Below are 24720 nucleotides of genomic sequence, written 5' to 3' on the forward strand. Positions count from 1 at the left end.
CGCGGGAGCCCGGTTGCGGGCGACACGCCGCTCAGCGGCGCACGAAGCGCGCGCGGCAGCCTTCGCTGACCCACAGGCCTTCCCGATCGTTGTAGCCCCAGCTGCGGCCTTCGACGCACGCGGCCTGTGACAGGCGCTGTGCGACGCGCGGCGCGCCGTAGCGTGCGTCCCAGTCGCAGCGCGTGCGCTGGCTGTTGGCATTGGCGCCTGCGCAGGTCACGCTGTAATCGCGCTCGGCGGTCCAGCGGTCATCACGCTCATCACCGCCATCGCGGCCATCGCGGTCATCGCGGTCAGCGCGGTCGTCACGGTCATCACGATCATCGCGGCTGTAGCGGTCGTCTCTGCTGCGACCGTCGTAACGCGCATCGTCTCCCGGACCCGGACGGCCCATCGCGGCGAATCGCGCACGGCAGTTGCCGCTGACCCACACCTGGCCGGGACGCTGGCCCCAGGTGCGCCCTTCGATGCAGGCGCCGCTGTTCTTGAACCGGCTCACCAGCGCCACCTGCCCGCGCATTCCGGTGGCACAGACTTCCTGCCTGCCCTGCAGGCTCTTGCACACCACGCTGGCCTGCGGGGCAGGCGGCGCCGAAACCGTGGCCATGCCGATGAAGCGGGCGCGGCAGCCGTGGTTCACCCACACCTGTCCCGGCTTCTGGCCCCAGCTGCGGCCTTCCACGCAGGCGGCCTGCGACACCTGCTGGTCCAGCCTGGCGCGGCCGCGGAAAGGCGCCTGGCATTCCCGGTACTGGTTGCGTTCGCTGCTGCAGATGATGCCGCGGGCACTCCAGCCCGACTGCGGCCGCCAGGCATCGGGCCGGTTGCGGCCGCGCGCGGTGGCCATGTCCTGGCCCACGCGGTCCATCGACCATCCCGACTGGGCGCGGTCCACGTAGTACTCCAGCTGGTCGTCGGGGATGGCCTTGCCGTCGTTCTGGCGCGCGTACTCCCGCTCGATCGAACGCACCTGGTCGCGGCTGGCGTCCTGGGCGACGACGGCCGGTGCCAGCGCCATCGCCATCGCACTGGCGGCCAGCAGGCAGGAAAACATGAGTCGGGAAACGGTGGCCATGGTGTTCACTCCTGGGCAGGGACTGCCGGGTAGGCCACCATGGCAGCCGCGGGCGGTCGCCGTATGTTCGCCACCGCACGCGCCGCGCGACGCGTTCAGCCCGCGTCACGCAACGCGCGGGCCGGTGCCCAGGGCTCAGGCGGACGCCACCGCGGCAAGGAAGTCGCGACCCCAGCGGTCCACGTCGTGTTCCTCCACGATGCCATACAGCTGGCGCAGTCGGCCCTCGGCCTCGTCCGGATCCATCGCCAGCGCCTGACCCAGCGCCGCGGTCAGGTCGGCCGGATCGTGGGGATTGGTCAGCAGCGCGCCCTTGAGCTCGGCGGCGGCGCCCGCGAATTCCGACAGCACCAGCACGCCGCGGCCCCCCTCGATGCCCTGGGTGGCGACGAACTCCTTGGCCACCAGGTTGAGCCCGTCGCGGAGCGGCGTGATCCACATCACGTCGGCAGCGGCGTAGTGCGCCACCACGTCCTCGAACGGCAGCGGCCGCGCGAAGAAGCGCACCGGCGTCCAGTCCAGGCGCGAGTAGGCGCCGTTGATGCGTCCCACCGCCTGCTCGATCTGGGTCTGGAGCTGCCGGTACACGGTCATCTCCTTGGCGGCCGGCACGCACACCACCACCAGCGTCACCCTGCCCAGCAGGTGCGGCTGCGCCGCCAGCAGGCGCTCGAAGGCGTTGAGCTTTTCCAGCGTGCCCTTGGTGTAGTCCAGGCGCTCGATGGACAGCACCAGCTTGCGCGGGCTGATTTCGCGACGCAGTTTTTCCAGGCTGCCGCGCACCGATGGTTTGGCGAGCGTGGTGCGGATGCGGCCCAGGTCGGTGCCGATCGGATGCGCGCCGAGCGCGATCTCGCGGTCGCCGATGCGCAGGCGCGTGCTCATCGTGTCCAGGCCCACCGCGCAGCCATAGGTCAGGAAGCGCGGCGCACAGGCCTCGCGTGCCAGCACCTCGGTCGGCATGGCGCCGCGCACCACGTCCACGAAGTTCTCCACCTGGCGCGGGATGTGGAAACCGACGTAGTCGCAGCACAGCAGGCTGCCGATGATCTCGCGCCGCCACGGCACGACGTTGAACACGTCGGCCGAAGGGAAATGGGTGTGGTGGAAAAAGGCGATCTTCAGGTCGGGGCGCAGTTCGCGCAGCCGCCCGGGCACCATCCACAGGTTGTAGTCATGCAGCCACACGGTGGCGCCAGGCGCCGCCTCGGCGGCCACGGCTTCGGCGAAGCGCCGGTTGACGCGAAGGAAGATCTTCCAGTCCTCCTCGCGGAAGCGTGCGCGCTCCCAGAACGTGTGCAGCATCGGCCAGAAGGCTTCCTTGGAGAAGCGCTTGTAGAAGCCGTCCACTTCGGCCTTGCTCAGCGGCACCCGCACCGCGGTGAGCTGCGGATAGTGGTCCGGGTCCACCGGGGTGTGGGTTTCGAACGTGCCGTGCCGGGCATCGTCCACGCCCCAGGCCACCCATGACCCGTCCTGTCCGCCGCCGAAGAAGCTCAGCAGGCTCGGGATGATGCCGTTGGGCGAGGTGTGCCGCCGGCGCTTGAGCACACCGTCCTCCAGGTACTCCTCGTAGGGAAGTCGGTGGTAGACCATCACCAGCTTGGCCGCGCCGGTGCGGTGCGCGGGTTTTTCCTTGCGGTGCGGGTCGTCGCCGGCCAGCAGGCCGAAGTGTTCGATCGCCTCGAGGATGCCACCGCAGCCGGGCGCGGCGGCGTGCAGTACCTTGGGCATTTCGCGGGTGGCATTGAGCAGGGCGGGCTCGGACTCGCCCACGCACACGCCCTGGAATCCCGCCACATACATCGACAGGTCGTTGAGCGTATCGCCGGCCACCAGCACGCGGTGTTCGGGCAACTGCAGCTGACGGGCCAGGGCCGCCAGCGTGCGGCCCTTGTCGGTGCGCGGCGGCAGGATGTCCAGGTAACGGTCTGCCGAATAGAGCACGGCGCAATCGAGCCCGCGTGCCACGGCCTCGATGTCGGCGCGCTGCGGCGCCAGCACGTCGGGCTCGCAGAAATAGGAGCAGCGGCGTTCCTGTGGGACGTCCTGCCGGCGCAGGCCGGGGAAGGCGCGCATCGCCTCGGCGACGCGCCGCTCGCCGGGCCAGCGCGCATCGATGGCCGACTGCAGCGGCTGCAGCGGCTGCAGGCTGTGGCCGTCCACCACGGTCGCGCCGACGTCGCAGACCAGGTAGTCGGGGCGCGGCAGCGAGGGATCGGCCAGCAGCGGCATCACCGCCTCGAGTCCGCGGCCGGTGATCCAGACCAGTCGGATGTCGGGATGCCGGGCGATGAGCCGGTAAAGCTGGTGGCGTGCGTCGGCATCGCCAGCCAGGAAAGTGCCGTCAAGATCGGTGGCCAGCACCAGGCGGATCGGAGCGGAGGTTTCGATGGGAGTTGGGTTTGTCTGGGTGCTCAATGGTTTTCCTCGGGGTGGGGGTCGGGGGCGTCGCCGGTCTCCGGCAGCAGCGCGAGTGCGCCGGGCGTGGTGCGCAACATCGGGTGGAAGGGCGCGGGATGCGGCCGCGTCCTGCGGTGTCCGGCCAGGCGCACGGCCAGGTACAGCGCCAGTACCGCCAGCACGGCGGCGAAGAACAGGGGCAGCGCCTGCGGCCCGTGGCGTGTCATCACCAGTCCGGCGGCCGCGGGACCCAGCGCGGCGCCGATGCCGTGCACCAGCAGCAGGCTGCTGCAGCCGGCCAGCAGTTCGTCGGCGGGCAGGGTGTCGAGCATGTGCGCCACGCTCATCGGGTAGATCGAGAACGCAAGGCCGCCGTAAGCAAAGAACACCGCGAACACCCATCCGGCGCCCGTCGCCGCGGCGGGCAGGGCCAGCAGCGCGGTGACCGTCGCCGCCACGCAGACCAGGCCCAGGCCGATGCGCCGGTCAACGCGGTCCGACCAGCGGCCCAGCGGCCACTGCAGCAGGGCGCCGCCGATGATCGCGGACACCATGAACCAGGCGATGCCCATGCGGTCCAGCCCGATCCGGTCGGCATAGGTCGGGCCCAGGCCCCAGAACGCGCCCATCGCCAGCCCGGACAGGCCCGCGCTCGCCGCCGCTGCCGGCGCCACGCGGAACAGCCGGCGCAGGCCCAGCCGCGGCGTGTCCGGGAAACTTGGCTGCGCCAGCCGGGTCAGGGTCACGGGCAGCGCCGCCGCACAGACCAGGATCGCCACCAGGCTGAAGAGCGCGAAGCCGCGGTCCACACCCAGGCCCAGCAGCAATTGGCCGCAGGCCAGGGCGCCCAGGTTCACCGCCATGTACACCGCGAACACCCGGCTGCGGTGTTCGGGCGAGGGCTGCGCGTTGAGCCAGCTCTCGATGACGGTGAAGAGCCCGACGAGGGCCGCGCCGGTCGCCAGCCGCAGAACGAACCAGGCGATCGGATCGACCCAGAGCGGGTGCAGCAGCACCGCGATCGCGCAGACACCGGTGTAGAAGGCAAAGGCACGCACGTGGCCGATGCGGCGTATCAGTCCGGGCGCCGCGAAGGTGCCCAGGAAGAAGCCGGCGAAGTAGCCGGACATGACCAGGCCCAGGGTCCGCTGGTCGAAGCCTTCCAGGCCGCCGCGGACCGCCAGCAGGGTACCCAGCAAACCACTGCCCATGAGCAGCAGCGCCACGCCCGCCAGCAGGGCGGTGAGGGGCAGCATCACGGATTTCATCGTGTCGCCAGTTGCGAAACAGCGTGCAATTGTAACACATTGATATGAATGGGAAAAATCACCAAGGTTCAGCGACTTGCGGCCAGCTGCCGCGGTCCGGGCTTGAACTGTCGGGCCGCATACCCACTAATGCGCGCACTCGGCCCCGGCCGCATCAGTGTCCTCCCGCCATGCCCATCTACGCCTTCGAGTGCGCCCACTGCGGCCACGCGTTCGACCGACTGCAGAAGCTGTCCGATGCCGATCCGACCGACTGCCCGGCCTGCGGCCAGCCCCAGGTGCGCCGGCAGCTGACCGCGCCCAGCTTCCGGCTGGCCGGCGCCGGCTGGTACGAGACCGACTTCAAGAAGGACGGCGACAAGAAGCGCAACCTGGCCGAGGGCACGGCCGGGAAGCCCGAGTCCGCCCCCGCCCCCGCAGCCAAGCCGGCAGCCACGCCCGAACCCGCCAAGCCCGCGCCCGCGAAGCCCGCCGCCGCCGACTGACCGGTTGCCCGTGGCGTTCCGGGCGGGGTAGGGTCGGGGCATGAAAACAACCCTGCCTGCGGCGAACCTGCTCGCCATCGCCGTCCTGCTCGCCGCCTGCGGTGGCCAGTCGACGCCCCGTCCCGAAGCCGATCTTTCCAGCCAGCTGGGCCTGCCCGAGCCGCTGCCCCCGCCCGCGCTGGATGACGCCACGCAGGCCACGGCGCCGGTGGATGCCTTCCTGGCCAGCCTGTCGCGCTACTGCGGCCAGGCCTTCGCCGGCCGGGTGCGCGTGGACGAACCCGCCAGCGCCGACAATGCGTTCGCGGGCAAGGCCCTGGTGATGCACGTGCGCGGCTGCGGCGAGCGCGAACTCCGCATTCCCTTCCACGTGGGCGATGACCATTCGCGCACCTGGGTGCTGACGCGCACGGCCTCGGGCCTGCGGCTCAAGCACGACCACCGCCACGAGGACGGCAGCCCGGACCCGGTCACGATGTACGGCGGCGATTCCCGCGACGCCGGCACGGCGCAGCGGCAGGCCTTCCCGGTGGATGCCGACTCGGTGGCGATGTTCCAGCGCGAAGGCCTGTCGGCCTCGGTCACCAACACCTGGGCGATGGAGGTCGGGCCCGGCCCGGTTTTCGTGTACGAACTCTCGCGGCCCGGCGGCCGCCTGTTCCAGGTCGAGTTCGACCTGTCGCGTCCGGTGCCGCTGCCGCCCGCGCCCTGGGGCAGCGAGCCCTGAAACAGGAACGCCGCCGCGGAGGGCGGCGTTCCGTGGTGACGATGTCGCCGGTTCAGCGACCCGGCGCGAACCGGGCGCGGCAGCCGCGATCAACCCAGATCGAATTGCCGCGGTAGCCCCAGGTGCGGCCCTCGATGCACTCCGAGCGCGACAGCTTTTCGATCAGCTGCGGGCGGCCGTAGCGCGAGTTCCAGGCGCAGGTGGTGTAACCCTCGCTCGGGCTGCTGCAGGTCACCGTGTAGCCGCGGTCGCCTTCCCAGCCGGCGTTGGACTCGGTGAACTCCGCGCGGCAGCCCCAGTTGACCCAGACCATGCCCTGGCGCTGGCCCCAGCTGCGGCCTTCCAGGCAGTCGGCCTTGGACAGCTCGCGGCGAAGCACGGCGCGGTTGCGGAAGTTGGTCGGGCATTCGCGGTAGCGCTGGTTGGCGCTCTCGCAGCGGACGACCTGGCCGTTGCCGCCCCAGTTGCCGCCGTTGTTGCCGCCGTTCCAGCCGCCGCCGTTGCCATTGCCGTTGCCGCGCAGCGAGGTGGCGATGTCGTTCTTGATCTGGCTGAAGCGCCAGCCCGAGCGGATCTGGGCCAGGTAGAAGTCGAGCTGGTCGTCGGGGATCTGCCGGCCGTTGGACTGGTCGGCGTATTCCTCGCGGATCACGCGGGCCTGGTCGCGGGTGGACAGCTGGCCGATGTTTTCAGGGGCATAGGCCTTGGGCGCCACCTGGGCGTGGGCCTGGGGCGAAAGCAGAAGGAAGGCGAGGGCGAGGGCGGCAAGGAGCTTTTGCATCGGGCTTACTCCGGAAGAGGGGTGGCGCGGCCCCACTATAAACCCGCACCGTGAACGCAGGGTGGCCGGGCAGGCTGCCCGGTATTTGCGGCTGCGGCCCGCAGAGCCTTAAAATTCAACGTTTTCCGCCGCCCGTCCGGGCGCCGCGGACCGCCTCCTGGAGTCAACATGCGCACCCATTTCTGCGGCCTCGTCGACGAGTCGATGATCGGCCAGACCGTCACCCTCTGCGGCTGGGCCGACGTTGCCCGCGACCTGGGCGGCCTGTGCTTCATCGACCTGCGCGACCACGAAGGCATCGTGCAGGTCGTGGCCGAACCGTCCGCCGACGCCGGCAACGCCGCGGTGGTTGCCGCCGCGGCCAGGGTGGGCTACGAGGACTGCCTGCGCATCACCGGCGTGGTGCGCGCGCGCCATTCGGTCAACGACAAGATCCGCACCGGCAAGGTCGAAGTGCTGGCCATGCAGATCGAGGTGCTGAACAAGGCCGAGCCGCTGCCCTTCCACGCCCACGAGAATGCCGGCGAGGAAACCCGCCTCAAGTACCGCTACCTCGACCTGCGCCGTCCCGAGATGCAGAAGATGATGCGCACCCGCATCCGGCTGGTGCAGGCGCTGCGCCGCTGGCTGGACGCACGCGGCTTCCAGGACATCGAGACCCCGATCCTGACCAAGGCCACGCCCGAGGGCGCGCGCGACTTCCTGGTGCCGGCGCGCATGCACCCGGGCGAGTTCTACGCGCTGCCGCAGTCGCCGCAGCTATTCAAGCAGATCCTGATGGTGGCCGGCTTCGACCGCTACTACCAGATCGCGCGCTGCTTCCGCGACGAGGCCCTGCGCGCCGACCGCCAGCTCGAGTTCACCCAGCTCGACCTGGAGTTCGCCTGGGTGCGCGAGCGCGACGTGCAGGACGAGGTCGAGGGCATGATCCGCGCCATCTTCAGCGAAGTGGTCGGCGTCGAGCTGGACGCGTCGTTCCCGCGCCTGACCTGGGCCGAGGCCATGCGCCGCTTCGGCTCGGACAAGCCCGACCTGCGCAACCCGCTGGAGCTGCAGGATGTGGCAGCGCTGGTGAAGGACTCGCAGTTCAAGGTGTTCACCGACTGGGCCACGCACGAGGACGGCCGGGTGGCCGCGCTGCGCGTACCGGGCGGCGCCGCGCTGTCGCGCAAGCAGATCGACGACCTGGGCGCGCATGCGGCCAAGTTCGGCGCCAAGGGCCTGGCCTACATCAAGCTGGGCGAGAACGGCGAGCTGAGCTCGCCGATCAGCAAGTTCTTCGAGGCGCCGGCCTTCGATGCGCTGGTGGCCGCCATCGGCCTGCAGAAAGGCGACATCGCCTTCTTCGGCGCCGGCACCTTCAACACGGTCAGCGACTTCATGGGCGCGCTGCGCCTGAAGGTCGGCAAGGACCTGGGCCTGGTGCAGGAAGGCTGGAAGCCGCTGTGGGTCACCGACTTCCCGATGTTCGAGTGGGATGCCGAGGAGCAGCGCTACGTGGCCCTGCACCATCCCTTCACCGCGCCGGCCGTGGACGACATCGCCGACCTGCGCGCGAATGCGAAGACCGCCGTGTCGCGCGGCTACGACATGGTGCTCAACGGCAACGAGATCGGGGGCGGCTCCATCCGCATCCATCGCAGCGACATGCAGAGCGCGGTGTTCGAGCTGCTGGGCATCGGCGCCGAGGAGGCCGAGGGCAAGTTCGGCTTCCTGCTCGACGCCCTGCGCTACGGCGCGCCGCCGCACGGCGGCATCGCCTTCGGCATCGACCGCATCGCCGCGCTGATGGCCGGCACCGAGTCCATCCGCGACGTCATCGCCTTCCCCAAGACCACCACGGCGCAGTGCCTGATGACCGGCGCACCGTCGCCGGTGCCGGACAAGCAGCTGGCGGAGGTGCATGTGGCGGTCAGGGTGAAGGAAGTGGGCGCCAACGCCCCTTGAGCCCACCTGACGCCCGCGTCCCGGTCCTGCTGCTGCACGGCGTCTGGACGCGCAGCGTCACGCTGCTGCCGCTGGCCATGCGGCTGCGCGCCCAGGGCTACCGTCCGATCCTGTTCGACTACGCCAGCCTCACCGGCGGGCCGGCGCCCTCGGTCGACCGGCTGGCCGCGAAGATGCTGGCGCTGGGCCCGGGTCCGGTGCACCTGGTGGGCCACAGCCTGGGCGGGCTGATCGCGCTGGAAACCCTGATCAGCTACCACGGCCTGCCCACCGGGCGCGTGGTGTGCCTGGGGACGCCGCTGGCGGGCAGCTGCTGTGCACGCGGGCTGGCGCACCGGCACCTGGGCACGGTGCTGGGCCGCAGCGCGCGCCTGCTCAAGAGCGGCCTGCACGAATTGCCGCGGGGCCGCGAGGTGGGCGTGGTGGCCGGTTCGACCTCGATGGGGCTGGGCCGGTTCTTCGCCGACTTCGACGGCCTCAACGACGGCAGCGTGGCGGTCTGGGAAACGCGGCTGCCGGGGCTGGCCGACCACCGCGTGCTGCCGGTCAGCCACAGCGGCATGGTGTTCTCGCGGCCGGTGGCGGACCTGACCGGCGCATTCCTGGCGCACGGCCGGTTCCCGCCCGCGCGCTGAGGCGCCGGCCGTATAATCGCCGCTTCGCAACGAGGGGTCGGGTTCCATGGGCAGGTTGATGGTCATCGAGGGGCGCAAGGGCGCCCAGGACGCCAAGCGCGGCAAGGTCTTCACCAAGGTCATCCGCGAGATTTCCACCGCGGCCCGCATGGGTGGCGGCGACCCCAAGGGCAACCCGCGCCTGCGCCTGGCAATGGACAAGGGCCTGGCCGTGAACATGTCGCGCGACGTGATGGAGCGCGCCATCAAGAAGGCCACCGGCGAACTCGAGGGCGTCAGCTACGAGGAAATCCGCTACGAAGGCTATGCGCCCGGCGGCGTCGCGGTGATCGTGGACTGCCTCACCGACAACAAGGTGCGCACCGTGGCCGACGTGCGCCACGCCTTCAACAAGTGCGGCGGCAACCTGGGCACCGACGGCTCGGTCAGCTTCATGTTCAAGAAGCAGGGCGTGCTGGGCTACGGCCCCGGCGCCAGCGAGGACGCCATCACCGAGGCCGCCATCGAGTGCGGCGCCGACGACATCGTGATCTATCCCGAGGACGGCGCCATCGAGGTGCTGTGCGCGCCGGAGGCCTTCGAGGCGGTGAAGCAGGGCATGTTGGCCGCCGGCTTCCCGCCGCTGCAGGCCGAAGTGACGATGCGCGCCGAGAACGACATCAAGGTGGAAGGCGAGGTCGGCCAGCAGGTGGCCAAGATGCTCGACATGCTCGAGGACCTGGACGACGTGCAGAACGTCTACTCCAATGCCGACCTGGGCGCCGACGCCTACCAGTGATCCGCATCCTCGGCATCGATCCGGGATCGCAGCGCACCGGCATCGGCCTGATCGATGTCGATGCCGCGGGCAAGTGCGCCTTCGTGCACTGCCAGATGCTCAACCTGCTGGTGGACACCGACGACTTCCCGGCGCGGCTGGGCAAGCTGGTGTTCGACCTGGAGGAAGTGATCGAGCAGTGGCAGCCCACCGTGGTGGCCATCGAGACCGTGTTCATGGACAAGTCGGCCATGTCGGCGCTGAAGCTGGGCCATGCCCGCGGCGCCGCCATCGCCACCGTGGTGCGCCGCGGCCTGGCCGTGAACGAATACGCGCCGCGCGTGATCAAGCAGTCCCTGGTCGGCAGCGGCGCCGCCGACAAGACCCAGGTGCAGCACATGGTGAAGCTTTTGCTCAGCCTGGGCGAGCGCAAACTGCAGGCCGACGCCGCCGATGCCCTGGCGGTCGCCCTGACCCACGCCCACACCAGCGCCACCGCCGGACGCAGCGGCCTGGCCTCCTCGCTACTGCTACGGAGACGTCGATGATCGGTCGCCTGAAGGGACTGCTGGTCTACAAGGCCCCGCCCGCGCTGATGGTGGACGTGGGCGGCGTGGGCTACGAACTGTCCGCGCCGATGTCCACCTTCTACGACCTGCCCGAGGTGGGCCGCGAGGTGACGCTGTTCACCCACTACGCGGTGAAGGAAGACGGCGTGGCCCTGTTCGGCTTCCTCACCGAGGCCGAGCGCCGCCTGTTCCGCGAGGTGCAGAAGGTGACCGGCGTCGGCGCCAAGATCGCGCTGGCGGTGCTGTCGGGCGCCAGCGTGGACGACTTCGCGCGCCTGGTGCAGACCGGCGACCTGGCCGCGCTGACCCGCATCCCAGGCATCGGCAAGAAGACCGCCGAGCGCATGGTGGTGGAGCTGCGCGACCGTGCCGCCGATTTCGCCACCGGTGGCGTTGCCGTGGTCACCGGCAAGGGCGGCGCGGTGCCGGCCGATCCGGTCTCCGAGGCCAGCGTCGCGCTGACCCAGCTCGGCTACAAGCCGGCCGAGATCCAGCGCATGCTCAAGCAGGCCGAAGCCGGCGACAGCGCCGAAGACATCATCCGCAAGGCCCTCAAGTCGGTCCTGCGCGGCTAAGCCATTCCATCCGCCTGCGGGCACGCCCATGACAACCTCCACCCACGATGGCGCCAAGGCGCCGCGGACCTGGCCTTTGGTGATCGGCGCCGTCGGCGTCGTCTTCGGCGACATCGGCACCAGTCCGCTGTACACGCTCAAGGAAGCCTTCGGCCCGCACTACGGCCTCGAGGCCGACCCCGCCAACGTACTGGGCGTGCTGTCGCTGATCCTGTGGTCGCTGATCCTGGTGGTGACGCTGAAGTACGTCGCCATCCTGATGCGCGCCGACAACCGCGGCGAGGGCGGCATCCTGGCGCTCACCGCCCTGGTGCAGCGCAGCCTGCCGGTGGCGGCGCCGCTGTCGTACACCGTGGGCATCCTGGGCATCTTCGGCACCGCGCTGTTCTTCGGCGACGGCGTGATCACGCCGGCCATCTCGGTGCTGTCGGCGGTGGAAGGCCTGGAGGTGGCGGCGCCCGAGCTCAAGCGCTTCGTGCTGCCGGTCACCCTGGTCATCATCGTGCTGCTGTTTTCGATGCAGAAGCACGGCACCGAGAAAGTGGGGCGCATCTTCGGGCCGATCACCTGCCTGTGGTTCGCCACGCTGGCGGTGCTGGGCGTGGTCGAGATCGTGCAGCACCCCGCGGTGCTGGAAGCGGCCAACCCGGTCTGGGCCGCGCGTTTCTTCATGGAGCACGGCAGCCTGGCCTGGCTGGCGCTGGGCGCGGTGGTGCTGGCGGTCACCGGCGGCGAGGCGCTGTACGCGGACATGGGCCACTTCGGCCGCGTGCCGATTCGGCTGGCCTGGCTGGGCCTGGTGCTGCCCTCGCTGGTGCTGAACTATTTCGGGCAGGGCGCCTTCATCCTGTCCCACCCCGGGGACGTGGCCAATCCGTTCTATGAGCTCGTGCCCGGCTGGGCGCTGTATCCGATGATCGTGCTGGCCACGCTGGCCACGGTGATCGCTTCGCAGGCGCTGATCTCGGGCACGTTCTCGGTGGTGCGCCAGGCGATCCAGCTGGGCTACCTGCCGCGCATGGAGATCGTGCACACCTCCGACCGCACCGAGGGCCAGATCTACATGCCGCTGGTGAACCGCACGATGCTGCTGGCGGTGATCGCGGTGGTGCTGGGCTTCGGCAGCTCCAGCAACCTGGCCATCGCCTACGGCGTGTCGGTCACGGGCACCATGCTGATCAGCACCCTGCTGCTGGTGATCCTGGCCAAGCTGCGCTGGAACCTGCCCGGCTGGCAGGTGTGGCCGCTGGCGGCGATGTTCCTGGCGATCGAGGCGGCGTTCTTCTCGGCCAACGTGATCAAGTTCGTCGAGGGCGCGTGGTTCCCGCTGGCGCTGGGCGTGGCCGCGTTCGCGGTGATGCGCAGCTGGCGCAAGGGCCGCGACCTGGTCTACGCCCAGGTCAACCGCGACAGCCTGCGCATCGAACACTTCGTCGGCAACCTGGTGGCGCACCCGCCGCTGCGCGTGCCGGGCACCGCGGTGTTCCTCACTCCGTCCAACCAGTACATGCCGCCGGCGATGCTGCACAACCTCAAGCACAACAAGGTGCTGCACGAGCGCAACGTGCTGCTGAGCGTGGAGGTGCTGGGCGTGCCGCGCGCGGACGAGGCCGAGCGGGTGGTGCATACCGACCTCGGCCACGGCTTCGCAAGGCTGACGCTGCGCTTCGGCTACCTCGAGGACCCGGACGTGCCGCGCGCCCTGAAGCTGTGGCAGATCCCGGGACCGAAGTTCGAGGTGATGGAAACCACCTACTTCGCCAGCCGGGAGTCGCTCAGTGCGAAGCCGGGGCAGGGCATGGCGCTGTGGCGCGACAAGCTGTTCCTCTTCATGTCCCGCAACGCCACCCCGGCCACCGAGTTCTTCCACATCCCCGGCAACCGCCTGGTCGAACTCGGCACCCAGGTGGTGATCTGACGATTTGAAGCCCCCGCCGCTTGTTCGGTCAGGGCGAGCGGCGCCGCGATGCAGGGGGTCATGTCTGCCCGGCCTCTTGCTAAGCGCCGTCCCTGGCAGCAAAGGCCGGCCGTTCCGGGCTTCCTGCCCTCCACTTCAGACATGACCCCCTGCATCACGTCGCCGCCCCTGATCGTCCAGGCGGCGGCGGGAACTGCAGATCGTCGCGAGAGTGCGGAGGGTCGCGTAACGCCTGTCATCGAGGGCATTGAGCGGCGCTGCGGAGGAGCTGCCCCGTCGGCAGGCCGAATGCGAGGTGGTCACGAATCAGTGACATAATCCGCGACCATGGAAGAACAGCGCGTCATTGCCCCGGGCGCTACCCGCGAAGACGACCTGGCCGAGGCCAGCATCCGGCCCAAGCGGCTGGATGACTACCTGGGCCAGCAGCCCGTGCGCGAGCAGCTCAAGATCGCCATCGAGGCCGCCAAGGGCCGCGGCGAGGCCATGGACCACGTGCTCATCTTCGGGCCCCCGGGCCTGGGCAAGACCACGCTGAGCCACGTGATCGCCAACGAACTGGGCGTCAACCTGCGCCAGACCTCGGGCCCCGTGATCGAGCGCGCCGGCGACCTGGCCGCGCTGCTGACCAACCTGCAGCCGCACGACGTGCTGTTCGTGGACGAGATCCACCGCCTCTCGCCCGTGGTCGAGGAAGTGCTGTACCCGGCCATGGAGGACTTCCAGATCGACATCATGATCGGCGAGGGCCCTGCGGCCCGCTCGATCAAGCTCGACCTGCCGCCCTTCACCCTGATCGGCGCCACCACCCGGGCGGGCCTGCTGACCGCGCCCCTGCGCGACCGCTTCGGCATCGTCCAGCGGCTGGAGTTCTACAGCCCCGAGGAGCTGACCCGCATCGTGCGGCGCTCGGCCACCATCCTGGGCATCGAGTGCGCGCCCGACGGCGCCGCCGAGATCGCGCGCCGGTCCCGCGGCACCCCGCGCATCGCCAACCGGCTGCTGCGCCGGGTGCGCGACTACGCCCAGGTGCGCGCGGGCGGGGTGATCACCCGCGAAGTGGCCGACCAGGGCATGGCCATGCTCAAGATCGACGCCGAAGGCTTCGACCAGCTCGACCGGCGCATGCTGGGCATGATCATCGAGAACTTCGACGGCGGTCCGGTCGGGGTGGAGTCCCTGGCCGCGGCCCTGAGCGAGGAGCGGGGCACGCTCGAGGACGTCATCGAGCCCTACCTGATCCAGCAGGGTTACCTGGTCCGCAGTGCCCGCGGCCGCATGGTCACCCACCGGGCCTACACCCACCTGGGCCTGAAACCGCCGAAAAAACCGCTGGATCCCGATCTTTTCGAACCATGAACCCCGGTTTGTTCAGCTTCCCGATAAGGGTTTACTGGGAGGATACCGACGCGGGTGGAGTGGTCTACCACGCCAGCTATGTCCGGTTCCTCGAGCGCGCGCGCACCGAATGGCTGCGCGCCCAGGGCATCGGGCAGCAGGCCCTGCGCGAAAGCGAGGACCTGGTGCTGGTCATCCGGGACATGCAGATCGATTTCCACAAACCGGCCAGGCTCGATGACGTGCTGCAGGTCAGCGTCGCCATCATCGAGCGGCGCCCGGCCAGCCTGCGTTTCGAGCAGGTGATCGCCAGGGACGGCCAGGTGCTGGTCCGCGCGCAGGTGCGCGCGGCCTGCCTGGTGGCCTCGAGTTTCCGTCCGCGACCGCTGCCCCAGTGGCTGGTCGCGGGCATCCAGTGATTCACGGAGTGACCCATGCTTGAAATCGCCAGCCTGTTCCTCGCCGCCGCCCCGGTGACCGAGCTTCCCCCCGAAACCCTTCCGGCCGCCGCCGAGGCCGCCGTGACCGCGGGCAGCGAGGGCATCAGCTACGTGCAGCTGCTGCTGCACGCCAGCCTGCCGGTGCAGGTGATCATGCTGCTGCTGGCCCTGGGCTCGGTGCTGAGCTGGGTGATCATCTTCCGCAAGAACCGCATCTATGCCCGCGCCGCCGACGAGGCCGACGAGTTCGAGGGCCGCTTCTGGTCCGGCGTGGACCTGACCCAGCTCTACCGCTCGGCCACCGACCGCAACCGCGTGGTCTCGGGCCTGGAGGCCATCTTCGAAGCCGGCTTCCGCGAATACGCCCGCCTGCGTCAGAAGAAGGGCCTGGACACCCGCACCCAGCTCGAGGGCGCCCAGCGCGCCATGCGCGCCACCTTCGCCCGCGAGGTCGACCGGCTCGAGCACAACCTCGAGCTGCTGGCCAACGTGGGTTCCACCGCGCCCTACGTGGGCCTGGTCGGCACCGTGTTCGGCATCATGGTCACCATGCACGGCCTGGCCTCGGACCAGCAGGCCAGCATCGCGGCCGTGGCCCCGGGCATTTCCGAGGCGCTGTTCGCCACCGCCATGGGCCTGTTCGTGGCCATCCCGGCGGTCTGGGCCTACAACCGCTTCGCGACCAAGGTCGAGCGGCTGTCGGTGCGCTACGAGTCCTTCGCCGAGGAGTTTTCCTCGATCCTGCAGCGGCAGTCCCACGTCGAGGAATGAGCGGCCAACCCCGTTCCCCCCGACCACACGTTGAGACCTGACGCATGTCCGCCACCATCACCCGCCACCGCAAGCGCAAGAAGCTCAAGGCCGACATCAATGTCGTGCCCTACATCGACGTGATGCTGGTGCTGCTGATCATCTTCATGGTCACCGCGCCGCTGCTGAACCTGGGCGTGGACGTCGACCTGCCGCAGTCGCGCGCCAAGCCCATGCAGCAGCAGAAGGACCCGGTGATCGTCTCGGTGGACGAGGAAGGCCGCTACTTCCTCAAGGTCGAGGACGGCACCAACGAGCAGATTGACGCCACTTCGCTCAAGGCCAAGATCGCCGCGATCGTGCGCCAGAACCCGGACGCGCCGGTGTTCGTGGCCGCGCCCGGCGTCACCGAATACCAGACCGTGATCGACACCATGGTGCTGCTGCAGTCCGCCGGCGCGCCGCGCGTCGCCCTGATGACCCAGCCCCCGAGCAATGCACGCTGACGCCATCCGCCAAGAGGTCGGCAGCGACGACGACCTGGTGATGCCGGTCGTGATGGCGCTGGGGCTGCACGTGGCCCTGGTGCTGCTGCTGTTGCTGGCCGGCTGGTGGCAGCCGGCGCCGACCGTGGTGTCGGTGGCTGGACCGGTGGTGGAGGCGTCGCTGGCGGTGACGCCATCCGACGTCGCTGCGGCGGAAAAGGCCATGGAGGAGGCGCCCAAGCCCGAGCCCGTGGACACGGCCCCCCCGCCGCAGCCTCTGCCCGCGCCACAGCCCGAAGTGTCGCCAGAGGAAGTGCAGCCGGTGCCGCAGGAACAGCAGCCCGAGCCCGACACCGTGGACCAGGAGGCGGTGGCCCGGCTTGCCCTGGAGCAGGAGCAGGCCCGCGAGCGCGAGGAACAGGAAGCCCGCCAGCGCCAGGAGCAGATCGACCTGACCGAGCGCGAGAAGCAGGCCGAGGCCGAGCGCAAGCAGCGCCTGCGTGAGCAACTCGAAGCCGTGCGGAAGGAGCAGGAGGACGCGAAGCGCCGCACGCGCATGGAGGAGCAGCGGCTTCAGCAGTTGGCCGATCGCCAGCCCGCACCGCAACCGCAGCCTGGCCCGCCGCAGCCTCCCGTGCAGGCGGGGGGCAATAATGGCGTCGACACCGACCTGCGTGCGAAGTATGTGGTCGCGATGAATCAAACTGCCAAAGCCAACTGGAATCGCGCGCTTGCGCCAGAAAATGTCGCATGCAAGGTCCGGTTCACTCAGATTCCAGGCGGCGAAGTGATCGACGTGAGCTTCGTTTCTTGTGGATTCGATGCCCAGGCTCGCGAGTCCGTCGAGCGCGCGCTCCGCCGGACACCCATGCCGTACTCCGGTTTCGAACCGGTGTTCGCGCGCCAGATCGACCTGACATTCTGTTACCCCGAAGAGGCCTGCCAACAATGAAAAGATTCTTCTGCTTGCTGGCGTTCGCGCTGCTGTTGCCCTCGGGCCTGGTTCGAGCGCAGACCGCCCTGGACATTGGCTTCGTGCCCGGAGTCGAGGGCGCCCTGCCCATCGCCGTCGTGCCGATGCCCTACCTGGGCACCAGCGTGGCCCCTGACACCGACATCGCCGCGGTCATCCGCGCCGACCTCAACCGCTCCGGCCAGTTCCGCGCCCTGAGCGAGCAGGACGTGATCGAGAAGCCCATCCGCGGCAGCGAGATCAAGTTCCCCACCTGGCGCGTGCTCAAGCAGGACTTCATCGTGGTCGGCCGCGTGCTGGACAACGCCGACGGCGGCTACCGGGTCGAGTACGAGCTGTACGACGTGGCCAAGCAGGAACGCCTGATCGGCATGGCCGTGGGCGGCCGGGCCCGGGGCATGCGCGACGTGTCCCACCAGATCGCCGACCAGATCTACGAGAAGATCCTCGGGGTCCGCGGCGCCTTCTGGACCCGCATCGCCTACGTCACCGCCAACGGCCTGGGCGCCAACACCCAGTACGCCCTGATGGTGGCCGACTCGGACGGCTACAACCCGCAGACCGTGGTGCGCTCCAAGGAGCCCCTGCTGTCCCCGTCCTGGAGCCCGGACGGCCGCAAACTGGCCTACGTCAGCTTCGAGCGCGGCAACTCCACCATCTACGTCCAGGAAATCACCACCGGCGCCCGCGAGGTGCTGGCCAGCTTCCGGGGCATCAACGGCGCCCCCAGCTTCAGCCCGGACGGCCGCCGCCTGGCCCTGACCCTGTCCCGGACCGGCAACCCCGAGATCTACGTGATGGACCTGGGCAGCCGCAACCTGACCCAGATCACCCGCCACTACGGCATCGACACCGAGGCGGTCTGGAGCGCCGACAGCCAGTCCCTGTATTTCACCTCCGACCGGGCCGGCAAGCCGCAGATCTACCAGGTGCCGGCCGCGGGGGGCGACGCGACCCGGGTCAGCTTCCAGGGCGACTCCAACGCAAAAGCCAGTATTTCCTTTGACGGCAAGAAGATAGCTATGGCGCAGGGCGGCGGAAACGTTTATCGTATTGCCGTTCTAGACCGCAGCTTTGGCGGAGCGGGTCGCTGGCAGACGCTGTCGCCGGGCAACCTCGACGAGTCGCCCAGCTTTGCCCCGAACGCCAGCATGCTGCTCTACGCCACGAAGGAAGGCCGTCGTGGCGTGCTGTATGCCGTGTCGGCCGATGGTCGGGTGCGGCAGCGGTTGGTACTGGCTGATGGTGACGTCCGGGAGCCCGCCTGGTCACCGTTCCGGCAGCGGTAAGTAAGGACGGGCCACAAAACAATAAGTTCCACCCACACTGCATCCGATCAATAGAGGGTTCCCCATGAATATCACCACCCGCGTGCTGCTCGCCGCCTCGATCACCGTCGCCCTGGCGGCCTGCTCGAAGAACACCAAGCCGACCGAAACCACCCAGGTCGACACCACCCCGACCGCCGTCACCCAGCCGGTCGACAACGGTCGTTACACCCCGGAAGACCTGGACACCGACAGCTGCCTGCGCCAGCGCACCGTGTACTTCGACTTCGACCAGGACACCCTGCGTCCGGAGTTCCAGGCCATCATGGCCTGCCACGCCAAGTACCTGAACGACCGCTCCGAGTCGCGCATCACGCTGGAAGGCAATGCCGACGAGCGCGGTACCCGCGAGTACAACCTGGGCCTCGGCGAGCGCCGCGGCAACGCCGTCTCCGGCGCCCTGCAGGGTGCGGGCGGTTCGGCCGGCCAGATCACCGTCGTGTCCTACGGTGAAGAGCGCGCCACCTGCAACGACTCGACCGAAGAGTGCTGGTCGAAGAACCGTCGCGTCGAAATCGTCTACACCGCGAAGTAAGCGATGGGACGTCAGCGCATCCTTTGCGTTGTGACCGTGGTGGCGGCCCTCGTGGCCGCCACTCCGGCGATGGCGCAGCGTCTTAGCCTGGGCGAGCGCGTCACGCTGCTCGAGAACAAGGCCAACGTCGACAACCAGAGCGCCGGCCAGGCCAACCTGGAAGCGCAGAACAAGATGGTGCAGCTCCAGACCGAGGTGCAGTCCCTGCGCAACCTGGTCGAGACCCTGCAGAACGAGATCGAACAGCTCAAGCAGCGCAACCGCGACCAGTACGTGGACCTCGATGGCCGGCTAAGCCGCCTGGAAGGCAACCCGGCTGCTTCCGCCCCCAATTCCGCCCCGGCGCCCACCCGCGCCCCGGCACCCGCCACCGCCGCGCCGGCCCCGGCCCCTGCCGCGCAGTCGGGCTTTTCCGATGTTGATGCGCCGCCGGCCGATGCCGCGCCCGCCGCGCCTTCCGACCCCGCCGCCGAAGAGGCCGCCTACCAGGCCGCGCTCGACGCCCTGGTCGAGCGCTTCGAGGCCGCCGAGTCGGCGCGCATGTTCACCGCCTTCCTGCGTGACTATCCGGCCAGCCCGCTGGTGCCCAATGCCTACTACTGGCTGGGCGAGAGCTACTACGTCACCCAGAACTACGAGCTCGCGCTCGAAGCCTTCGCCACCCTGCAGACCCAGTTCCCGGGCTCGCGCAAGGAGGCCGATGCGCTGCTGAAGATGGGCTACTGCCAGATCGCGCTGGAGCAGCGCGACCGCGGCGAAGCCACCCTGCGCGACCTGGTCTCGCGTTTCCCCGGCACCGATGCCGCCGCCAAGGCCGAGAGCCGGCTGCGCACGCTCGCCCTCGAAAACCGCTGAAGCCGGCCCTGCGCCGGCCCCCGCCATGGACACCCCGGCCGCCGAGCGCCTGCGCCTGACCGAAATCTTCCTGTCGGTGCAGGGCGAGGCCCGCGCCGTGGGCTGGCCCACGGTCTTCGTGCGCCTCACGGGCTGCCCGCTGCGCTGCCAGTACTGCGACACGGCCTATGCCTTCCACGGCGGCGAGTGGTGGGACATCGACGCCATCCTGGCCGAAGTGGCCCGGCACGGCGCCCGCCACGTCTGCGTCACCGGCGGCGAGCCGCTGTCGCAGAAGCGCTGCCTGGTGCTGCTGGAAAGACTCTGCGCGGCCGGCTACGAGGTGTCGCTGGAAACCTCGGGCGCGATCGACATCGCCGGCGTGGACCCGCGCGTCAGCCGCGTGGTCGACCTCAAGACCCCGGCCTCGCTGGAAATGCACCGCAACCGGCTCGAGAACATTCCGCTGCTGACAGCCCACGACCAGGTCAAGTTCGTGGTCTGCGACCGCGCCGACTACGACTGGGCCCGCGGCATGCTGGCAGAACACGCGCTGGCCGAACGCTGCGAGGTGCTGTTCTCGCCGTCCTTCGGCCAGGTGCAGCCGCGCGACCTGGCCGAATGGATCCTGGCCGACCGACTGCCGGTGCGCTTCCAGATGCAGCTGCACAAACAACTCTGGGGCGACGCGCAGGGGAAGTGATTTTTTGCCGCGGATTTGCGCCGATTCAGGCGGATAAAAGCCGATAGAGCAAAACTGATTTTGGGTGTCGCTGTGGGTCTGACTGAATAACCTGCTTTGCTCTATCCGCTTTTATCCGCGTGAATCCGCGGCCAAACAGTCCTTGCTTCAAAGGTAACGAACATGAAAAAGGCCGTGGTGCTGGTGTCGGGGGGGATGGATTCGGCGGTGACGCTGGCGATGGCGCGTGAGCAGGGTTTCCTTTGCCATGCGCTGAGCGTGTCCTATGGGCAGCGGCATACGTCCGAGCTGGCGGCCGCGGCCGAGCTGGCGGCCAGCCAGGGTGCGGTGCAGCACAAGGTGGTCACCATCGACCTGCGCAGCATCGGCGGGTCGGCGCTCACTGCCGACATCGCGGTGCCCGAGGCGGCGGGCGAGGGCATTCCCGTCACCTACGTGCCGGCGCGCAACACCATCATGCTGTCCATCGCGCTCGGCTGGGCCGAGGTGCTGGGCGCCGACGACCTGTTCTGCGGCGTCAACGCGGTGGACTATTCGGGCTATCCCGACTGCCGGCCGGAATTCGTGGCCGCGTTCGAGCGCCTGGCCAACCTGGCCACGCAGGCGGGCGTGGAAGGCCACCGCATCCAGGTGCACGCGCCGCTGATCCGGATGAGCAAGGCGCAGATCGCGCTGGAAGGCCAGCGCCTGGGCGTGGACTTCAGCCGCACCGTGTCGTGTTACCAGGCCGACGACCAGGGCCGCGCCTGCGGCCGCTGCGACGCCTGCCGGCTGCGCGCGGAAGGTTTCGCCGCGGCCGGGCTGGCCGACCCCACGCGCTACGCGTCGCGGGGTTGATGGGGTAGAATTGCCGCCCCGCCGCGGTTCATGCCGGCGGGTTGCGGGATTTCGTTGGGCCGTTAGCTCAGTTGGTAGAGCAGAAGACTTTTAATCTTTTGGTCGATGGTTCGAATCCATCACGGCCCACATTCTTCCAAGCTGCGCTTGGAAGAATCCCACGATTCACGCGCACTGCGTGCGCGCAAATCGTGGGCCCCGGTTCGCTTACTTTCCGATCCCCGCGCCTGTCGGCGCGCCCCCTTACCAAGGGGGCTCTCATTCGGCTGATTCTCGGGTGTTCCCGCGCCCCTTGGTTCTCTGGCCAATTCTGGTGCGAGCCGACTTGATGCGGCGCGGCGTGGTGTTGCGGATCAGAAGCTGCGGCTGAGGCTGATGCTGCCGAAGACGGGGCGTTCGACCTGGCCGTTGAACTCGCGGGTGCGGCGGACGTGGGAGCCGGCGATTTTCCAGGGGCCCTTGGTGACGGCGATGCCCAGGCTGAGGTCGGCCACGACGGTGCGGCGGTCGACGCTGTGGCTGTCTTTCCAGGTGTTGCCGTCCAGCGTGATGTCGTGGGCGACGGCGCGGGCGTCCAGGCCGGCGAACAGGTGCCAGGCCCATTGGCTGCCGTCGCGCTGGCGCACGGCGGGCGCGCTGTTTTCGCCGGCGGGGCGCATCGGGTCGCTGCCGAAGTCGTCGGGCAGGTAGCGGCCCCAGCGCAGTTCGCCTCCCAGGTTCGCGTAGGTGGCCAGGTTGCCCAGACTGCCGCCCGCGTGGCCGACCGCGTCCCAGCCCCAGCCGCTGGGGCGGGGCTCGGGGCGGTGGCGCCACAGGCGCTCATGCACCAGCTGCACCACCACCTCGTCGCGCAGCTGGTTGTCCCAGCCCTTGAACCGGTCGCGACCGAAGACGTGGTGGATCGCGTCCTGTCCGCCCTCGCCCCAGGCCGAGGGCCCAACCATGCCCACGCGCAGGTGGGTGGTGCGCAAGCTGTCGCCGGTGCGCGCGTTGTAGCCGATGCTCAACGTGGCCACGCCCGCGTACGGGCGGTCGTCGGTGATCAGGTCGGCGCGGGTGCCGTCGGTGGGTGTGTAGATGGCGTGCTGCAGGCCCAGCACCATGTTCTGCTGATCGAAGCCGCCGGGCTGCAGCCAGGTCAGGTAGCGGTTGAGCCAACGCGCCGGTGCCGGCAGGCAGGGGTCCTGCTGCAGGTCGGCCAGGTTGGGCGACACGAAGGTGACGGCCACGCCATTGGTGTAGCCCTGGTCCTGGCCGGCGCGACCGTAGAGGTCGTTGTCGGAGCGTACGGTGATGGTGGCCGGGTTCTCGTCGCGGCTGCTGCCCTGGCGGCAGCTCTCCTGGGCCAGGGCAGAGGCGGGCAGGCAGGCAGCGGAGATCAGGAGCAGGGAGCGAAGTTGCATGGAGTGTCGGAGCCTTGCGGGACAAGGCCGCGATTCTACGTCCCGCCGCCCCGCCGCCGATGCAAGGGGCGTGAAGTCGCCGCCGACCGTTTCACGCGGTTTCAGCTTCGCGCAGCGCCGCCAGCACCTGTTCGCCATAACGTTCCAGCTTGGCGGCGCCGACGCCGCTGACCGTGCCCAGCGCATCGAGCGAATCGGGCCGGCGTTCTGCAATGGCGCGCAGGGTGGCATCGTGGAAAATGACGTAGGCCGGCACCGACTGCTCGCGCGCCAGCTGCGCGCGCAGCGCACGCAGGGCCTCGAACAGCGGCTGGTCACCTGCCGCCAGCGGCGCCGCCGGCAGCGCCGCGCCGCGCACGCCGCGCTCCTTCTCGCGCTTGCGCACGGACTCTTCCCGCAGCGCCACGGTCTGTTCGCCCTTGAGTACGGGCCGGCTGGCCTCGGTCAGGCGCAGGCTGCCGTGGCCTTCCACGTCCACTTCCAGCAGGCCCATGGCCACCAGCTGCCGGAACACGCCCTTCCACTGGCGCGCATCCAGGTCGGCGCCGATGCCGTAGGTGCTGAGGCGGTCGTGGCCGAGCTGCGAGATCCGGTCGTTTTCCGCGCCGCGCAAGATGTCCACCAGATGGGTGACGCCGAAGCGCTGGCCACTGCGGTACACGCAGGACAGGGCCTTCTGCGCCGCGACGGTGGCGTCCCAGGTGCGCGGCGGCTCGATGCAGTTGTCGCAGTTGCCGCAGGGCTCGGGGTAGTCCTCGCCGAACGAGGCCAGCAGCACCTGGCGCCGGCAGCGGGTGGATTCGCAGTAGCCCAGCAGGGTGTCGAGCTTGCGGCGCTCGAGCCAGCGGCGTTCCTCGCCGGCTTCGGAGTTCTCGATCATCTGGCGCAGGGTGACCACGTCGCCCAGCCCGTAACAGAGCCAGGCCTGGGCCGGCTCGCCGTCGCGGCCGGCGCGGCCGGTTTCCTGGTAGTAGCCTTCCAGCGACTTGGGCAGGTCCATGTGCGCCACGAAGCGCACGTCCGGCTTGTCGATGCCCATGCCGAAGGCGATGGTGGCGCACATCACCACGCCGTCCTCGCGCAGGAAGCGGCGCTGGTTGCGCGCACGCAGCCCCGCATCCAGCCCGGCGTGATAGGGCAGGGCGTCGATGTCGTGGCTGCGCAGGAACTCCGCGGTTTCCTCCACCTTGCGGCGCGAGAGGCAGTAGACGATGCCGGCCTCGTCGCGGTGGGCCGCCAGGAAGTCGAGCAGCTGGCGCCGCGCGTTGTCCTTCTGGACGACCCGGTAGCGGATGTTGGGCCGGTCGAAGGAGGTGATGAACTGGCGCGCGTCCTGCAGGCCCAGGCGTTCGGCGATCTCGCGGCGGGTGGGCGCGTCGGCGGTGGCGGTGAGCGCGATGCGCGGCACGCCGGGCCAGCGTTCGTGCAGAAGGTTGAGTTCGCGGTACTCGGGCCGGAAGTCGTGGCCCCACTGCGACACGCAGTGCGCCTCGTCGATGGCGAACAGGGCGATGCGGCTGCGGTCGAGCAGGTGCAGGAAGCGGTCGGTCAGCAGGCGCTCGGGGGCGACGTAGAGCAGGTCCAGGTCGCCGGCGATCAGCCGGGCTTCGACCGCCGCGGCGGCTTCGCCGGTGAGCGAGGAGTTGAGGAAAGCGGCGCGAACGCCCAGCTGCTCCAGCGCCTCCACCTGGTCCTGCATCAGGGCGATCAGCGGCGAGACCACGATGCCGGTGCCTTCGCGCAGCATCGAGGGAATCTGGTAGCACAGGGACTTGCCGGCGCCGGTGGGCATCAGCACCAGGCAGTCGCGGCCCGCGACCAGGTGCTCGACCACGGCCGCCTGCTCGCCGCGGAAGTCCGGGAAACCAAAGATGCGGCGCAGCAGCTCGCGGGCGGGGGAGGTCATGGCGCCAGTTTACCGGCTGCGCCCTGCGCGGTCTGCGTGGAAGCCTGC

24 protein-coding genes and 1 tRNA gene are annotated in these 24720 nt (G+C 69.5%); 19 read left to right on the forward strand and 6 right to left on the reverse strand.

Annotation, left to right across the window (positions count from 1 at the left end):
• Nucleotides 1-31: 31 nt before the first annotated feature.
• The 3 genes from ACOQFR_RS14910 to ACOQFR_RS14920 form a co-directional block, all read right to left on the reverse strand.
• Nucleotides 32-1075 (reverse strand): DUF3011 domain-containing protein, encoded by a 1044-nt coding sequence (locus ACOQFR_RS14910; RefSeq protein WP_421383354.1) that lies wholly within the window; start codon nt 1073-1075, stop codon nt 32-34.
• A 135-nt stretch (nt 1076-1210) separates the two neighbouring features.
• Nucleotides 1211-3496, reverse strand: coding sequence for a glucosylglycerol-phosphate synthase (gene ggpS, locus ACOQFR_RS14915; protein ID WP_421383356.1), 2286 nt, complete (start codon nt 3494-3496; stop codon nt 1211-1213).
• A complete protein-coding gene (locus ACOQFR_RS14920; RefSeq protein WP_421383358.1) occupies nt 3493-4734 on the reverse strand; it encodes an MFS transporter in 1242 nt (413 codons plus the stop codon). The genes ggpS and ACOQFR_RS14920 overlap by 4 nt, the downstream gene beginning before the upstream one ends.
• Nucleotides 4735-4916: 182 nt before the next feature.
• Here ACOQFR_RS14920 and ACOQFR_RS14925 point away from each other — a divergent pair, with 182 nt between their 5' ends.
• Both ACOQFR_RS14925 and ACOQFR_RS14930 read left to right on the forward strand, forming a co-directional pair.
• Nucleotides 4917-5231: an FmdB family zinc ribbon protein gene (locus tag ACOQFR_RS14925; protein ID WP_421383360.1), complete on the forward strand. Its 315-nt coding sequence runs from the start codon at nt 4917-4919 to the stop codon at nt 5229-5231.
• A gap of 40 nt (nt 5232-5271) precedes the next feature.
• Nucleotides 5272-5958, forward strand: a complete 687-nt coding sequence (locus ACOQFR_RS14930) for a hypothetical protein (RefSeq protein ID WP_421383362.1) — start codon at nt 5272-5274, stop codon at nt 5956-5958.
• 52 nt (nt 5959-6010) lie between these two features.
• Here ACOQFR_RS14930 and ACOQFR_RS14935 read toward each other — a convergent pair whose 3' ends face one another.
• The gene (locus ACOQFR_RS14935; RefSeq protein WP_421383364.1) at nt 6011-6739 is read right to left on the reverse strand and encodes a DUF3011 domain-containing protein; all 729 of its coding nucleotides are present in this window, start codon (nt 6737-6739) and stop codon (nt 6011-6013) included.
• Nucleotides 6740-6907: 168 nt separating this feature from the next.
• On the opposite strand from ACOQFR_RS14935, the gene aspS reads away from it, so the two are divergent.
• The 17 genes from aspS (at nt 6908) to ACOQFR_RS15020 (ending at nt 21492) form a co-directional block, all read left to right on the forward strand.
• On the forward strand, nt 6908-8686 hold the full coding sequence (aspS, locus tag ACOQFR_RS14940) for an aspartate--tRNA ligase (RefSeq protein ID WP_421383366.1): 1779 nt from the start codon (nt 6908-6910) through the stop codon (nt 8684-8686).
• The gene (locus tag ACOQFR_RS14945) at nt 8683-9321 is read left to right on the forward strand and encodes an esterase/lipase family protein (RefSeq protein WP_421383368.1); all 639 of its coding nucleotides are present in this window, start codon (nt 8683-8685) and stop codon (nt 9319-9321) included. Before aspS ends, ACOQFR_RS14945 begins: the two co-directional genes overlap by 4 nt.
• A 46-nt stretch (nt 9322-9367) precedes the next feature.
• Nucleotides 9368-10099 (forward strand): YebC/PmpR family DNA-binding transcriptional regulator, encoded by a 732-nt coding sequence (locus ACOQFR_RS14950; protein ID WP_421383370.1) that lies wholly within the window; start codon nt 9368-9370, stop codon nt 10097-10099.
• Entirely contained in the window at nt 10096-10626 is a 531-nt protein-coding gene (gene ruvC, locus ACOQFR_RS14955) for a crossover junction endodeoxyribonuclease RuvC (RefSeq protein ID WP_421383373.1), read from the forward strand. The genes ACOQFR_RS14950 and ruvC overlap by 4 nt, the downstream gene beginning before the upstream one ends.
• On the forward strand, nt 10623-11222 hold the full coding sequence (gene ruvA, locus ACOQFR_RS14960) for a Holliday junction branch migration protein RuvA (RefSeq protein WP_421383375.1): 600 nt from the start codon (nt 10623-10625) through the stop codon (nt 11220-11222). Before ruvC ends, ruvA begins: the two co-directional genes overlap by 4 nt.
• 28 nt (nt 11223-11250) lie before the next feature.
• On the forward strand, nt 11251-13140 hold the full coding sequence (locus tag ACOQFR_RS14965; protein WP_421383377.1) for a potassium transporter Kup: 1890 nt from the start codon (nt 11251-11253) through the stop codon (nt 13138-13140).
• Nucleotides 13141-13467: 327 nt separating this feature from the next.
• Entirely contained in the window at nt 13468-14499 is a 1032-nt protein-coding gene (gene ruvB / locus ACOQFR_RS14970; protein WP_421383379.1) for a Holliday junction branch migration DNA helicase RuvB, read from the forward strand.
• Nucleotides 14496-14897 (forward strand): tol-pal system-associated acyl-CoA thioesterase, encoded by a 402-nt coding sequence (gene ybgC, locus ACOQFR_RS14975; protein ID WP_421383381.1) that lies wholly within the window; start codon nt 14496-14498, stop codon nt 14895-14897. The genes ruvB and ybgC overlap by 4 nt, the downstream gene beginning before the upstream one ends.
• Before the next feature lie 15 nt (nt 14898-14912).
• Nucleotides 14913-15689, forward strand: coding sequence for a protein TolQ (gene tolQ / locus ACOQFR_RS14980; protein WP_421383383.1), 777 nt, complete (start codon nt 14913-14915; stop codon nt 15687-15689).
• Between the two features lie 44 nt (nt 15690-15733).
• Nucleotides 15734-16174, forward strand: a complete 441-nt coding sequence (gene tolR, locus ACOQFR_RS14985) for a protein TolR (protein WP_421383385.1) — start codon at nt 15734-15736, stop codon at nt 16172-16174.
• Nucleotides 16164-17105: a protein TolA gene (locus tag ACOQFR_RS14990; protein ID WP_421383387.1), complete on the forward strand. Its 942-nt coding sequence runs from the start codon at nt 16164-16166 to the stop codon at nt 17103-17105. The genes tolR and ACOQFR_RS14990 overlap by 11 nt, the downstream gene beginning before the upstream one ends.
• On the forward strand, nt 17102-18415 hold the full coding sequence (tolB, locus tag ACOQFR_RS14995) for a Tol-Pal system beta propeller repeat protein TolB (RefSeq protein ID WP_421383389.1): 1314 nt from the start codon (nt 17102-17104) through the stop codon (nt 18413-18415). Before ACOQFR_RS14990 ends, tolB begins: the two co-directional genes overlap by 4 nt.
• A 64-nt stretch (nt 18416-18479) precedes the next feature.
• Entirely contained in the window at nt 18480-18989 is a 510-nt protein-coding gene (gene pal / locus ACOQFR_RS15000; protein ID WP_421383391.1) for a peptidoglycan-associated lipoprotein Pal, read from the forward strand.
• A gap of 3 nt (nt 18990-18992) precedes the next feature.
• The gene (gene ybgF, locus ACOQFR_RS15005; protein ID WP_421383393.1) at nt 18993-19844 is read left to right on the forward strand and encodes a tol-pal system protein YbgF; all 852 of its coding nucleotides are present in this window, start codon (nt 18993-18995) and stop codon (nt 19842-19844) included.
• 25 nt (nt 19845-19869) lie between these two features.
• Nucleotides 19870-20526 carry a 7-carboxy-7-deazaguanine synthase QueE gene (gene queE, locus ACOQFR_RS15010; protein WP_421383395.1) on the forward strand — a complete coding sequence of 219 codons (657 nt, stop codon included), beginning with the start codon at nt 19870-19872 and terminating at the stop codon, nt 20524-20526.
• Nucleotides 20527-20688: 162 nt separating this feature from the next.
• Nucleotides 20689-21363: a 7-cyano-7-deazaguanine synthase QueC gene (gene queC / locus ACOQFR_RS15015; protein WP_421383397.1), complete on the forward strand. Its 675-nt coding sequence runs from the start codon at nt 20689-20691 to the stop codon at nt 21361-21363.
• 56 nt (nt 21364-21419) lie between these two features.
• A tRNA-Lys gene (locus ACOQFR_RS15020) sits at nt 21420-21492 on the forward strand.
• 224 nt (nt 21493-21716) lie between these two features.
• On the opposite strand, the gene ACOQFR_RS15025 is transcribed toward ACOQFR_RS15020, so the two are convergent.
• Nucleotides 21717-22766 carry a lipid A deacylase LpxR family protein gene (locus ACOQFR_RS15025; protein ID WP_421383399.1) on the reverse strand — a complete coding sequence of 350 codons (1050 nt, stop codon included), beginning with the start codon at nt 22764-22766 and terminating at the stop codon, nt 21717-21719.
• 91 nt (nt 22767-22857) lie between these two features.
• Entirely contained in the window at nt 22858-24672 is a 1815-nt protein-coding gene (gene recQ, locus ACOQFR_RS15030; protein ID WP_421383401.1) for a DNA helicase RecQ, read from the reverse strand.
• Nucleotides 24673-24720: the final 48 nt, after the last annotated feature.

It is taken from the genome of Arenimonas sp. MALMAid1274 (assembly GCF_049195245.1).
Classification (GTDB): Bacteria; Pseudomonadota; Gammaproteobacteria; order Xanthomonadales; family Xanthomonadaceae; genus Arenimonas.